Here is a 12,763-nt window from a genome sequence, read left to right as displayed (position 1 = left end):
CGAGGACACCTGTGTCAAAGCAGGATTTTGATAAGAAGGAAAGAATTTACAGAGGAAGCAGCGTGGGAAGGGGGAATCGGAGTGAACATGCTGTTGTTGATCGGCTGTGCGGTCGCGCCCGCAGTGGCACTGATGTCTTATTTTTATTTGCGCGACCTGTACGACTCCGAACCTCTGCGTTTGGTCGGTTTGTTATTTTTGCTCGGGATGCTTTCGGCCGTGCCGGTGATGTACTCCGTGTCGTGGCTGGATCAGTTTATCGCCTCGCCGTATGCGCACGCTTTTCTGGCGGTGGCGGTAGTCGAGGAACTGCTCAAACTGGTGCTGACGTGGTGGTTTGCCGTGCGGCACCGAGAGTTTGACGAGGAGTATGACGGGATCGTGTATGCGGTCGCGGCGTCGCTTGGGTTTGCGACGATTGAAAACATCTTGAAAGTGTTGAGCTACGGGTGGGACACTCTGTATCTGCGGACGCTGTTCACCGTGCCGGGTCATGCCCTGTTTGGCGTGATCATGGGTTTTTACCTCGGCAAGGCCAAATTTGCCGTGTCCAAAAAGCAAAAGTGGATGTTCTACGGTCTCGCCTTTGTGTATCCGTGGTTTATTCACGGCACGTATGACTCGCTGCTGCTCTCCGAGCAGACGTTCTTGGTCGGTCTGACCGTACCTTTCATGATCTGGCTGTGGGTCAACGGTCTGCGCAAAGTGCGTCAAGCGCAGCAACGCTCACCGTTCAAACCGCTGGAAAAACATTCGCACGACGTATAAAACTCTTTCGTTTCGTCGACAATTGGTGCTAGAATGCCTGATCTCGTACCAAGGAGGCGGAGAAGATGCCAGAAAAGGCCGACCGGGTCAAAGTCCACATCCGTTGCCGCAACTGCGGGGAAACGTTTATCCTGCGCGGCATCAAAGATTATCGCGGCCAAATCGACACCGGATTTAAACGATGCCTGTGCGACAACGAACAGAGCTTTGATATCGAAACGCTCGCGTAAGTACCACATGGACAACATGCAAAAGGGAGCCCTCTGCCACGGCGGAGGACTCCCTTTTTTTGTCTCGGATAGGATGGTAGACCCTTCTTCAAACTAAGACCAGAACTCAATCTCACAAGAACTGGAGGGGGTACCACGATGAAGAGATGGAAAGTGTGGACAGCCGCGCTTTCGGTGGCGCTCGCGTCTCTCTGCATATACGCGGAACCGATTCGTGACCTGCCGCAGGGACATGACGCATCGGTCTTTACCACCCGTACTCTGGTCCGAGGCAGCCAGGGGATCGACGTTCGGGAATTGCAAGGCCGTCTCAAGTTCCTCGGCTATTACAAAGGTACGATCGACGGCAGCTATGGTTACGGTACATATTGGGCCGTGCGTAATTTCCAGAACAAATTCGGCATGAAAGTCGACGGCAAAGTCGGGGCACAGACGCGGACGAGGTTGGTCCGGGCCACGAAGGGGTACAACCCGTACAACCCGCCGAAGCAGACGGCAGGCGGGAGCGGCAGCAAAACGGGCGGCAACAGCGGCAATTCGACGCGAGCCGCCTCCTACGGCGGCAAGAGTCTGTCGGCCAACGACCTGAAACTGCTGGCCAACGCCGTGTACGGCGAAGCGCGCGGGGAGCCGCACGTCGGGCAGGTGGCCATCGCGGCCGTCATCATGAACCGGATCGACAACCCCAACTTCCCGAACACCGTGCCTGGCGTCATCTTCCAGCCGGGCGCGTTTACGGCGGTTGCAGACGGGCAGATCTGGCTGACCCCGAATGAAAATGCGAGAAAAGCTGTGCGCGAGGCGTTGAATGGCGCCGACCCGTCCACCGGCGCGATCTACTACTTCAACCCGGCGACGGCGACATCGAAATGGATCTGGTCCAGACCGCAGATCAAGCGGATCGGGCGGCACATCTTCTGCCGCTAGAAAGGAGGTCGAACGATCATGTTCTCTCGAATCACATCCTTGGTGCTGGTGCTCGCTCTGGTGGTCGCCGGTTTCTGGGGCTACCGCGAACACAAAGAAAAACAAGCGTTGCTGCTCAAGGCGGAAAACCAATACCAACGCGCGTTCCACGACCTGAGCGACCACATGAACCGCATCCAAGACGAACTGGGCAAATCGCTGGCGGTCAATTCGCAAAAGCAACTGACCCCCGCCCTCACCGAGACGTGGCGGATGGCGTCGGAGGCGCGCAACGACATCGGGCAACTGCCGCTGTCACTGATGCCGCTGAACAAGACGATGGAGTTCATCAGCGATGTCGGCAACTATTCCTACCATGTCGCGGTGCGCGACGAGAACAAGCAGGCGCTGAACGAGCAGGAGTGGCAGACGCTGCAAAAGCTTTACACCCGCTCGAAAGAAATCGAAAATCAACTGGCCGAACTGCAAACGGCCGTCATCACCAAAAACCTGCGCTGGATGGACGCGGAGACGGCTCTCGCGCAGACTGATAAAAAGACGGACAATCAGATCGTCGACGGATTCCGCTCGATGGAAAAGACGGTTGAACAGCAAAAACCGCTTTCCTTCGGCCCGACGATGGACCGGATGAAAGTCAATTCCAAGCTGGATGCCAAGACGCTGACCGGCAACGACGTGACTCCGGAGCAGGCGGCCGGGATCATCCAGAGATGGCGCGGGCTGGACAGCACGAAAAACATCGCAGTCAAGCGCAACGGCAAAGGGGAGCTCTACCCGTCCTACTCGATTGCCTACACCGCGCCGGACGGGCATAAAGAGTTCTTTACGATGACCGTCAAAGGCGGCAACATCACGTGGTATGCCAACGAGCGACCGGTCGCAAACGAGTCGATCGATCTGGCGCAAGGGGAGACGTTCGCGGTGAACTGGCTCCAGGCGCACGGGATCGAAGCCTCAGCAGTGGTCAAGACGGAGACGTTTGACAACGTCGGCGTCTATGAAGTGGTCGGCATGAAAAACGGCGTGCGGATCTACCCGGATGAAGTGACGGTGGAAGTGGCGTTGGACACGGGCGAGGTCGTCGGTCTGAACGCGCAAGACTATGTGTTCCACCACAAACAAAACCGCAGCGTCCCGCAAGTGAAAGTCTCCAAGGAAAAGGCGCAGACGATGGTGTCCTCCAAAGTGCAGGTGCAAGAGTCGAACCTCGCGCTGGTGCTCAACGATGCCAAGCAAGAGGAACTCACGTATGAGTTTGTCGGCACGATGGACCAAGACACCTTTAAAATCTATATCAGCGCACTCGACGGCGACGAGGTCGGCGTCGAGAAGGTTCGCTAACGTCCGGCAGGCAAAAAGAGAGGTCCGAGCGACCTCTCTTTTGCTTACTGTTTTTGCAAATGTGAGGATACTCCGTCGGCAATCGCCTCCGCCAGAGCCCGCTGCGAATCGCCGCTCGTCAGCCGGTGGCGGTCGTCTGCGATGTTCAGATAGCCGCACTCGATGATCAACGCCGGGATCGGCTGGGAGCGCAGCAGATAGTATTTGGCCGCCTTTGCATCGCGCTTGGACATGCCGGGGAGCTTGTGAAGCGCGGTCTGGACCGACTCGGCCAGCTCTTTGGCACCCGGCGTTTCGTCGGAATAGAACACTTCGGCACCGCCGCGCGTGGCCAGCGTGGAGACGTTGGCGTGCAGGGAGATGAACATCTGGGCTTGCAACTCATCGGCGATCTCGAGCCGTCGGCGCAGGTCGGCCCGCTTCGAATCGAGGCCGCGGGACCCGGACGGAGCGTAGTCGACATCCGACTCGCGGGTCATCGCCACGGAGATGCCGCGCTTTTCCAAGGCGGCCTGCAGATGCTGACCGACGGCCAGCGTGATGTCCGCCTCCCGCAGCCCGCCAGACAGCACGCCGGGGTCGTAGCCGCCGTGACCCGGATCGACCAGCACGATCACCGGCGCGCCGGGCGGGGCCAGCGTCTTTTCCTGACGTTCCGCGAGCGAGAGCGACGCAGCCGTGAAGAGTATCAATAAAAAAAACGGGTAGAAAAATCGCCGCATCAAGGAATTCCTCCTCGTCCACAGAAAGGGTTACTGCATGATATTCCGAGGCTGTCCCAAATATGAGCGGTGGTAAGATCGCGAAAAATGCGCTATAATTTTTCCATTAATTTTAAATTGACCTATAAGGAATTCATCGCATTTTTTCGACAGGTCTTCCTGTCACTGGAGAGTGAAACAAATTGGCATATCCGGTCGTAGGTCAGAGTTTGCAACTGGAAATTGCAGACGGCGAATTTATGGGGCGTTATGCAGCGCGGGTGCAGGACATCGAGAAAACAAAGCTGTTCATCGAGATGCCGCTCCGACAAGGGGCCAAAGTGCCTACACCGCTTCCGCAAGGGCACGCTGTGCTCGTCCGCTATCGGGCGGTCGACGGCGCGCAGTGCACCTTTACCACGCGGGTGCTGGGACGGGACGTTCGGCAGATCCCGCTGCTCGCTTTGCACCGTCCGCGTCTTTCGGAGATCCATCGTCAGCAGCGGCGCGAGTTTTTGCGCGTGCCGATCTCCTCGCCGTTCGATATCGTGTTTATGAACTCGGAGACAAAGGAGATCGTCTCCGCGCAGGCGCACGGACAGGATATCTCCGGCGGCGGATTTGCTTTCCGGGTCGCGAAAGACCTCGGCATCCGCGCGGGGGACATCGTCGGTTTTCGCGTGGTGCTCCCGCATGAGGCAGGTCCCGAGATCGTCGGCAAGGCCCGCGTGATCCGCGTCGGTCAGCCGAGCGGCGAGCAAGGGCTCAAATCGGTCTCGCTCAAGTACTTCGAGATCCGTGAAGCCGAGCGTCAACGCATCGTCCAGTACTCCTTCAAACGCCAGATCGAGATCCGCGACAAAGGTCTCGACTAGGCTGTCCTCGCGCGAGGACAACATGTATGAAAGCCCCCGGACTTGCATAGGATGGAACGTAACCGGGGGTGGTACAAGATGGAACAACGGCGGCAACAAACCTATGAAGAACGCTTTTTAAAAGCGTATGAGCGCTGGGAAAAACCGCTGGTGCGGGTGCTGATCGCCTGCTTTGTGTTGATCGTCGCGGCACAGGCCGTGCTGATGTGGCCGGCCGGACGGCAACTCCTCTCCGGAGTGGACCGGCTGGAGGGGCACAAGACAAACGGCGCGACGCTGGCGACAGCGACCAAAGACACGCGGGCGCAACTGACGATCCGCTCGGTGGACAGCGGGGCGGGCCTGCCCAAGGCATGGGTCAAGGTCAACGGCATCCCGGTCAGCGCCTTTACAGAAGAAGCGGTCACCGTCTCGGTGCGTGAAAAAGACGTGGTCACCGTCGATACGTCCGGTCTGCCCGGCGTGTTCCGCTTTGAGATCGACCATGACGACCCGCAGATCTCGTATCCGGTGCCCGGCACGCTCGTCGAGGCGGGCGACGGACAAGAGGCAAAGGTCGGCCCTGTGCATTTTTCGAAGTGACGCGACTTTCTTGAACCGATAGGGCAGGTGTGATACTATCGGAGGTAGGTGCAGATCTTGGTACTTATTCTCAGTGCTGACAACTGAAAATGTCGCGTCAACTCGTCCTTTTCAGGATGGCTGAAGTGAATATCTGGTCATGAGAAGCGGGCGATGGCCTGCTTTTTCGTGTCTGCCGGTTTTTGATTTGTTTGTTTGATTTACATTCTGATGTGCTACAGCAGGAGGCAGATAGGCTTTGATGAATACATTACGCGTGGCTCTCGACGGCCCGGCAGGAGCAGGCAAGAGCACAGTGGCGAAACGAGTCGCCCAAGCTCTGGGTCTGACCTATGTCGACACCGGTGCGATGTACCGGGCGGTCACTTGGAAAGCACTCCACGACCAACTCGACCTCTCAGACGCAGCAGGGCTCACCCAACTCGCGAACCAAGTACAGATCGACTTCAAGCCGACAGCTGCCGGACAAGATGTCTTCCTCGATGGTCAGGACATCACGGAGGACATCCGCACGCGCGATGTGACCAGCCAAGTGTCGGCTGTTTCTGCTGTCGCGGGCGTACGCCTCGCGATGGTCGAGCAGCAGCGCAACATCGCTGCCCGCACCGGCGTGGTGATGGACGGCCGGGATATCGGCACCGTCGTCTTGCCGAACGCGGAGGTCAAGATCTGGCTGACCGCATCGGTGGAAGAGCGGGCCACCCGCCGCTATCAGGAGCTGATCGACAAAGGGCAAGAGGTCGATTTTGAACAGCTCAAGCTGGACATTCAGCGCCGTGACGAGTATGACAGCGGGCGCGAGCATTCGCCGATGAAGATGGCGGAAGACGCCGTGCTGGTCGATTCCACCGGGCTGAACATCGATCAGGTGATCGAAGAAATTTTACATATCTGCCGTCAGATCGTAGCACAGAAATCATAGGGGCGACTTATAGTATGCTGTATGGATTTTTCCGGGCGTTGTTCCGTGGTTATTTTCAAGTGTTTCACCGCTGGCAGGTCAGCGGCGCCGAGAACGTGCCGCAAAATGGTGCGGTGATTATCGCCGCCAATCATATCTCCAACCTCGATCCGCCGCTGGTGGGATCGGGTTGCCGGCGCAAAGTTAATTTCATGGCCAAGGCAGAGCTCTTCAAGATCCCGGTGCTGGGCTGGCTCATCCGCGATTTTGGCGCCTTTCCGGTACGTCGGGGCGCAGGCGACCGGGCTGCGCTGCGCACCGTGTTCAAACTGCTCGACGAAGGCCAAGTGCTCGGCTTGTTCCCTGAAGGCACGCGGAGCAAGTCGGGCGAGGTCGAGGAAGGCCAGTCCGGTGCCGCCACGTTTGCGTTGCGTTCCGGGGCGACCGTCGTGCCGGCTGCGATCATCGGTCCGGTCAAACTGTTCAAACCGCTGAGATTGGTCTACGGCAAACCGGTCGATCTCTCCCGTTTCCAAGGCGTCAAGGCGAACAAGGAAATCATCGCCGAAGCGACCGAGGAGATCATGAACGCCATCGAAACTCTCATCGAAGAACACCGCCACCGTTAAACCGCTGGATTCGTATGGAATAACGGCTGTCGTATCATACTATCTTTGATCACCAATCCCGTTTTTGTTTCTTTTAGGTGGAACAGGATAACGAACGTCATCCGTCAGCTCTGCTGACGTTCTGGCGCTTGCCGAATAGGAGGTAGAATCTATGATCGAAGAAATGAAAGAGATGGATGTCATCACTCTGAAAAAAGGCGATGTTGTCAAGGGCACGATCTCAAAGATCGAAGACGGTCAAGCGATTGTGGATGTAGGGTACAAGTATGAAGGTGTGATTCCGATCGGGGAGCTCTCGGCCCTCCGCATCGACAACGTGGCAGACGCGGTCAACGTCGGCGACGAAGTGGAAGTGAAAGTCATGCGCATCAACGACGACGAAGGCAAAATGATCCTCTCCAAAAAAGAGGTCGACTCCCTGAAAGCGTGGGATGTGCTGGAAGAAAAGTACAACAACGGCGACGTTCTGGAAGTCAAAGTAAACGATGTCGTCAAAGGCGGTCTCGTCGTGGACATCGGCGTGCGCGGCTTCATCCCGGCTTCGCTGGTGGAGCGTCATTTTGTTGAAGATTTCTCCGACTACAAAGGCCGCACTCTGCGCGTGAAGATCGTCGAGTTTGACCGCGAGGGGAACAAGGTGATCCTGTCTGCCAAGGCGGTGCAAGACGAAGAGGCGGAGTCGCAAAAAGAAGCGCGCCTCCATGAGATTCAGGCAGGCGACGTGCTGACTGGCACGGTGCAGCGACTGACCTCCTTCGGCGCGTTTGTCGACCTCGGCGGGGTCGACGGTCTGGTGCACGTCTCCGAGATGGCGCATCATCGCGTCGACACCCCGGCCGACGTAGTCAAAGAAGGCGACCAAGTCACCGTCAAAGTCCTCAAGACCGACCCGGAAAAAGGTCGCATCTCCTTGTCGATCAAAGCGGCGGCACCAGGACCTTGGACCAACATCGGCGACAAGTTCCAAGCGGGAGAGATCTACACCGGCACGGTGAAACGCCTCGTTTCCTTCGGCGCATTTGTCGAACTGCTGCCGGGCGTGGAAGGTCTGGTGCACATCTCCCAGATCGCCAACCGCCATGTGGCGACGGCCGATGAGGTGCTTGAAGTCGGTCAGGAAGTCAAGGTGAAGGTGCTCGACGTCAACGAAGGCGAACAGCGCATCTCCCTGTCGATCCGCGAGACTGAGGAAGGCTTCGAACGCCGCAGCGGCGGCGGTGAACGTTCGGGCGGCAACCGCCCGGGCAGACCGCAGCAAAACAACGACTACCGCGATGAAGACGGCGGCCTCGGCACACTCGGCGACGTCTTCGGCGATCTGTTTAAAAAGTAAGAGAGAGAAGCAACAGCTGTAGAGAAGTGAGGGAATGGGACCGTGTCAATTGAACAACGCAAGCTCGACCACGTGCGCTATGCACTGGAATTGCCGGTGACGAGAAACACCGGATTTTCCGATCTGAGCTTCGTACACCGGGCGTTGCCTGAGTGCGACTTGGCAGACGTCTCCCTTGCGACCGAGATCGGCGGACTGACATTCAGTTCGCCGATTTTGATTAATGCGATGACGGGCGGGGCAGACCAGACAGAGCGGATCAACCGCGATCTGGCCGCGCTCGCACAGCGCACGGGGCTGGCGATGGCTGTCGGCTCTCAGCGCGCTGCGTTGAAGGACGAGCGGTTGGTGCGCACCTATGCCATCGTACGCGAGCTCAACCCGGACGGCATCGTGATCGGAAACTTGGGAGCGGGAGCGAGCGTCAAAGATGCACAGCGGGCGGTCGATATGATCGGCGCCGATCTGATGCATCTGCATCTGAACGTGGCGCAAGAACTGACGATGCCGGAAGGAGACCGTTCCTTCCAAGGCATCGCACAGCAGATCCGCGAAGTCGTGGAAGGGCTGTCCGTGCCGGTGATCGTCAAAGAGGTCGGCAACGGCATGGCGGCGGAGACGTACGAACAGCTCGCAGAGCTAGGCGTGCCGGTCGTCGACGTGGCGGGACGCGGCGGGACCAACTTCGTCTCGATTGAAAACCAACGCCGCAGCGGTCTGCATTTTCAGGATCTCGAAGGATGGGGGCAGACGACGGCCGTCTCCCTGCTCGAAGCGCAGCCGTATCTGAACCGCTATGACCTGATCGGCTCCGGCGGCGTGCAAAACGCTCTCGACGCAGCCAAATGCCTCGCGCTCGGCGCACGCGCAGTCGGCGTGGCCGGGGCGATCCTGCGTCCGCTGATGGAGCACGGGCTGGAGGCGGCGGTGGAACTGGTCGAGCATTGGCACGCCGAACTGCGGGCCGTGCTGACCTTGCAAGGCTGTGCACGCGTGACCGATCTGGCACAGCGGCCGCTGATCGTGCGCGGTGAGACGGCGGAGTGGTGCCGTCTGCGCGGCATCGATATCGAGTCGGTCGCACGGCGCGGTCTGTCTCGATAAGCAACCGAACACAAGGAGGGGGAAGGCGATGTCAGAGATCGAACTGAACACGTTTTCCATCGTCGCCCGCGACCCGCGCACGGGGCGGTTCGGCGTGGCGGTGACGACCAAAGCGTTTGCCGTCGGCTCGCTCTGCCCGTTCGCCAAAGCGGGTGTGGGCGCGATCGCCACCCAGGCGCGCGTCAACCCGACGCTCGGACCGAAAGGGCTGCGGCTGCTCGAACACGGGCTGTCGGCGGAGGAGACCTTGCAGGAACTGCTCGCCCACGACCTCGGTCGCCAGTACCGGCAGCTCGGCGTGGTGGACAAGTACGGCCGCGCCGCCGCTTGGACGGGCGAGGAGGCCAACGAGTGGCGCGGGCACATCGTCGGCGACAATTTTACCGTGCAGGGCAACCTGCTGGTCGGTGAAGAGGTCGTGCAGGCGACGGCCGCCGCGTATGTCGGATCGAACGCCCCCTTTGAAATGCGGCTGCTGCAAGCACTCGAAGCCGGCCAAAAGGCCGGCGGGGACCGGCGTGGCAAACAATCGGCCGCCTTGCTCGTCGTCGACATCGACGAATGGCCCTACATCGACATTCGCGTCGACGACAACCCGGAGCCGCTCAAAGAGCTGCGGCGGCTCTACGACATCCACAAAAACGGCCTGATGTCCGCCTACCACGAGTGGGTCGACACCACTTCGCGCGGTGTCATGATGGAGGGCATGGCAAAACCGGATGAGAAAAAAGCACCCTGAGGAAGTAGGGACGGGGTGCTTCTTTTCTGTGCGTTTTTTCTCCTTTTTCGAAAAATTGTTTCATTCATCAAACCTCTTGCAAACTAGCACATCCCGTGCTATATTACTAATCGTTCTCTCATCGCAGATACGACAGCTTACAACAAGATTCGACAGAATATGACGTTGCGAGAGAACATTCCCTACTACGCTTCCAAAAGCTCTGTGGCAGAGCAAAGGGAATACCAGTTCGACTCTGGTTGGAAGCTCCATATAGATTTCCCCTGACAAAGCCCGTTGGCCGAGCGAATCCACTTCGTCGGACAAGGGGCTTTTTTGGCGTCTTCTTTTGGGCGTATACCCCCGGCAAGGACAGGCAAAACTGACAGCAGACAGTCTGATGTGGTGGTTGTTTTCCTTGAGAGGGGGATCTTGAGATGAATCCGGGTGTGGAAGCGAACATCATCGCCATCGTGCTGACCATTCTCATCGTCACCGGCTGGGGCGAAAAAGCGCTCTATGATGCCAAGATGGGGGTGCGGACAGCCCTCCTGTTTCTGATCGGCTTCGTGTTCCTCTCGAACTGGACGCTGACCTTCCCGGCCGGTGTACAGATCAATCTCGGCGGGACGCTGATCCCTTTGGGAGCCAGCGTCTGGCTGCTGCTCATCGTCTCCCGCAACGCCGGTGTGCGACTGCAATGGGCGGTCGGCACGTTGACAGTGGCTTCGGCGCTGGTGATCTTGATGACACTGGTCCCGCTCGATCCGGCGTTCTTTCTCGTCGACAGCGAGATCCTGTTTCCGGCATCGGCCGTGATCCTCGCCGTCTGCTCACTGCGCCGTCCGTTCTACGCGCTGACGGCGGCAGTGACCGGGCTCCTGCTCGCCGCGTCGATCGACCCGCTGCTCAACTGGGAGCCGGAGTGGGGTGAGGCGGTCTTTGGCGGCGGCGAGGTGCGCGATCTGCTCGCCTATACGATGCTCGGCGTGCTGGTCTCGCACGGTCCGTATCACGCGACGGTGCGATTTGTGATGCGGACGATCAAAGCGATCTTCCGCCCAGGGCATCAGGAAGGAGGCCCCGAACATGCATGACACGACGCTGATCATCCTGATCGGCACGATCTGCGGTATCGCCTGCCGTCTCAATCTGCTGCGCACCGACTACCGCCAGTACCCGACCTATCCGCACGGGCGCATCGTCCATCTGGCGCTCGGCGTGATCGCGTCTGGACTCGGGGCGGTGCTGGTCGCCACCTTGCTCGACAAAAACTACACGGCGGTGACGTTCCTGACATTGGCCGCCCAGCAGTTTCGCGATGTGCGCAACATGGAGCGGCAGATGCTGACCAACGTTGACTCGATGGAACTGGTGCCGCGCGGTGTCACTTATATAGAAGGGATCGCGATGGCGTTTGAAGGGCGCAATTATCTCGTGATCGCCAACGCTTTTTTTTCCGCGCTGGCCACGCACTTTTTCACATGGATCGGCGGGCTGATCGTGGGCTTGATCGGCCTGTTCATCGCCCACCGCTTCATGTCCGGGCGCACGCTCGGCTCGGTTGTGGAGATCAAAAAGGCGAAGGTGCATTTTCAAGGTCCGAACCTGTTTGTCGACGACATCCTGATCTACAACTCCGGCCTGAAAGACAGCCAGGAGAAACTGGTCAAAAACGGCGTCGGACTGATCCTCGTTCCGAAAAACGCCAACGCCACCGTCACCATCGGCAACCTCGGCCAACGGCAAGCGATCCTGCACGACGTCTCGACGATTCTCGGCGTCTACCACGACTCCGGCGAACCGTCGCTCGTGCCGCTCTCCAAGCGCGATCTGAACAGCGGGCGACTGGCTCTGTTCTTGCTCCCGCTCGACCGAGACCCGGACAAAGCCATCGAGATCGTCCGGCGGGTGCCCTTGCTGGAGAATGCCTATCGCCGTCCGCTCAAAGGTTCGGTCAAGCCGGATCGGCAGCTCTAGAGGAAAAGGAGGCGTGATCTCGAGATGCCAAGTCAAGCGGTCTCCAATTTTATCCTGGCCGTCTGCACCCTCGACTCAACCAGCGTCGGCGGCTCCGGCCCGATCTTTTATTGCAAGGACGAAGAGGAGTTGCAGAAAGTCTCGCTCTATCTGGAAAAAATCCTCGACGCGATGGCTCATGAACTGCGTCCGGGGACGATGATTTTGGTGAAGCATTGATGAAACACCGCGTGTACTACGACAGCGGCACAGGCGTCGCCGCCCTGCTCGCAGCGGCGATCCGCCTGAAAAAATTGCGCGGCGACGTGCTGCCATCCGTCGAAACGGTCGCCGCCTTTCTGCGCGACCACGACAAAGTCCGTCCCAAAGGCGACGTCCATCTGCTCGGCGAGCTGCGGGGTGAGCGCATCTACTGGTGCGGTCTCGGGCGCTCCGCGACCATCGCGGTGCGCACGTGGCGGCATTTTTTGCATCTCTACGAAGAGCGGCAAGAGGACTATTTTTTCTATCAGGTGCCGTCGCCGAAAAAAAGACGGTGGAAGCGGGGCGAGCGTCTGCTGAACAAGCCGGGGCAGCGGGAGAAGGCCAGACAATATCTGGCCGAAGCGGCCGTCAAGGAGTACGCGCTCTTTTTGACGGTGCTGATGACCGACTGGCAGGAGGGGTGAGCCGAG

16 protein-coding genes are annotated in these 12,763 nt (G+C 58.9%); 15 read left to right on the top strand and 1 reads right to left on the bottom strand.

All coding sequences use genetic code 11. From position 1 onward, the window contains the following. Positions 1-87 precede the first annotated feature (87 nt). The 4 genes from OS242_RS03185 (at position 88) to ypeB (ending at position 3,266) form a co-directional block, all read left to right on the top strand. The gene (locus tag OS242_RS03185; protein WP_267150419.1) at positions 88-768 is read left to right on the top strand and encodes a PrsW family glutamic-type intramembrane protease; all 681 of its coding nucleotides are present in this window, start codon (positions 88-90) and stop codon (positions 766-768) included. A 65-nt stretch (positions 769-833) separates the two neighbouring features. Further along, entirely contained in the window at positions 834-998 is a 165-nt protein-coding gene (locus OS242_RS03180) for a hypothetical protein (protein ID WP_267150196.1), read from the top strand. Between the two features lie 138 nt (positions 999-1,136). Beyond that, a complete protein-coding gene (sleB, locus tag OS242_RS03175) occupies positions 1,137-1,925 on the top strand; it encodes a spore cortex-lytic enzyme (protein ID WP_267150195.1) in 789 nt (262 codons plus the stop codon). A gap of 18 nt (positions 1,926-1,943) precedes the next feature. Further along, positions 1,944-3,266 (top strand): germination protein YpeB, encoded by a 1,323-nt coding sequence (gene ypeB, locus OS242_RS03170; RefSeq protein ID WP_267150194.1) that lies wholly within the window; start codon positions 1,944-1,946, stop codon positions 3,264-3,266. 44 nt (positions 3,267-3,310) lie between these two features. Here the strand turns inward: ypeB and OS242_RS03165 are convergent, their stop codons facing one another. Then, positions 3,311-3,988 carry an N-acetylmuramoyl-L-alanine amidase family protein gene (locus tag OS242_RS03165; protein WP_267150193.1) on the bottom strand — a complete coding sequence of 226 codons (678 nt, stop codon included), beginning with the start codon at positions 3,986-3,988 and terminating at the stop codon, positions 3,311-3,313. 182 nt (positions 3,989-4,170) lie between these two features. Here OS242_RS03165 and OS242_RS03160 point away from each other — a divergent pair, with 182 nt between their 5' ends. From OS242_RS03160 to OS242_RS03110, 11 genes are all read left to right on the top strand, one after another. Beyond that, positions 4,171-4,842 carry a flagellar brake protein gene (locus tag OS242_RS03160; RefSeq protein WP_267150192.1) on the top strand — a complete coding sequence of 224 codons (672 nt, stop codon included), beginning with the start codon at positions 4,171-4,173 and terminating at the stop codon, positions 4,840-4,842. 78 nt (positions 4,843-4,920) lie between these two features. Beyond that, positions 4,921-5,424: a hypothetical protein gene (locus OS242_RS03155; RefSeq protein ID WP_267150191.1), complete on the top strand. Its 504-nt coding sequence runs from the start codon at positions 4,921-4,923 to the stop codon at positions 5,422-5,424. Between the two features lie 241 nt (positions 5,425-5,665). Further along, positions 5,666-6,346, top strand: a complete 681-nt coding sequence (gene cmk / locus OS242_RS03150; RefSeq protein WP_267150190.1) for a (d)CMP kinase — start codon at positions 5,666-5,668, stop codon at positions 6,344-6,346. A 14-nt stretch (positions 6,347-6,360) separates the two neighbouring features. Continuing rightward, on the top strand, positions 6,361-6,954 hold the full coding sequence (locus tag OS242_RS03145; RefSeq protein WP_267150189.1) for a lysophospholipid acyltransferase family protein: 594 nt from the start codon (positions 6,361-6,363) through the stop codon (positions 6,952-6,954). A gap of 151 nt (positions 6,955-7,105) precedes the next feature. Beyond that, on the top strand, positions 7,106-8,287 hold the full coding sequence (rpsA, locus tag OS242_RS03140) for a 30S ribosomal protein S1 (protein WP_267150188.1): 1,182 nt from the start codon (positions 7,106-7,108) through the stop codon (positions 8,285-8,287). 42 nt (positions 8,288-8,329) lie between these two features. Continuing rightward, entirely contained in the window at positions 8,330-9,391 is a 1,062-nt protein-coding gene (gene fni / locus OS242_RS03135) for a type 2 isopentenyl-diphosphate Delta-isomerase (protein ID WP_267150187.1), read from the top strand. Positions 9,392-9,419: 28 nt separating this feature from the next. Then, positions 9,420-10,130 carry a DUF1028 domain-containing protein gene (locus OS242_RS03130; RefSeq protein ID WP_267150186.1) on the top strand — a complete coding sequence of 237 codons (711 nt, stop codon included), beginning with the start codon at positions 9,420-9,422 and terminating at the stop codon, positions 10,128-10,130. A gap of 416 nt (positions 10,131-10,546) precedes the next feature. Next, positions 10,547-11,206 (top strand): hypothetical protein, encoded by a 660-nt coding sequence (locus tag OS242_RS03125; RefSeq protein ID WP_267150185.1) that lies wholly within the window; start codon positions 10,547-10,549, stop codon positions 11,204-11,206. Next, complete coding sequence (locus OS242_RS03120) at positions 11,199-12,089, top strand: YIEGIA family protein (RefSeq protein ID WP_267150184.1); 891 nt, start codon at positions 11,199-11,201, stop codon at positions 12,087-12,089. The genes OS242_RS03125 and OS242_RS03120 overlap by 8 nt, the downstream gene beginning before the upstream one ends. Positions 12,090-12,113: 24 nt before the next feature. Then, positions 12,114-12,308, top strand: coding sequence for a capping complex subunit for YIEGIA (locus tag OS242_RS03115; protein ID WP_267150183.1), 195 nt, complete (start codon positions 12,114-12,116; stop codon positions 12,306-12,308). Next, the gene (locus tag OS242_RS03110; protein WP_267150182.1) at positions 12,308-12,757 is read left to right on the top strand and encodes a DUF3189 family protein; all 450 of its coding nucleotides are present in this window, start codon (positions 12,308-12,310) and stop codon (positions 12,755-12,757) included. The genes OS242_RS03115 and OS242_RS03110 overlap by 1 nt, the downstream gene beginning before the upstream one ends. Positions 12,758-12,763 lie beyond the last annotated feature (6 nt).

The organism is Tumebacillus lacus, assembly GCF_026410385.1.
In the GTDB taxonomy this organism is placed as follows: Bacteria; Bacillota; Bacilli; order Tumebacillales; family Tumebacillaceae; genus Tumebacillus; species Tumebacillus lacus.
This window is presented reverse-complemented; position numbering and strand designations above follow the sequence as displayed.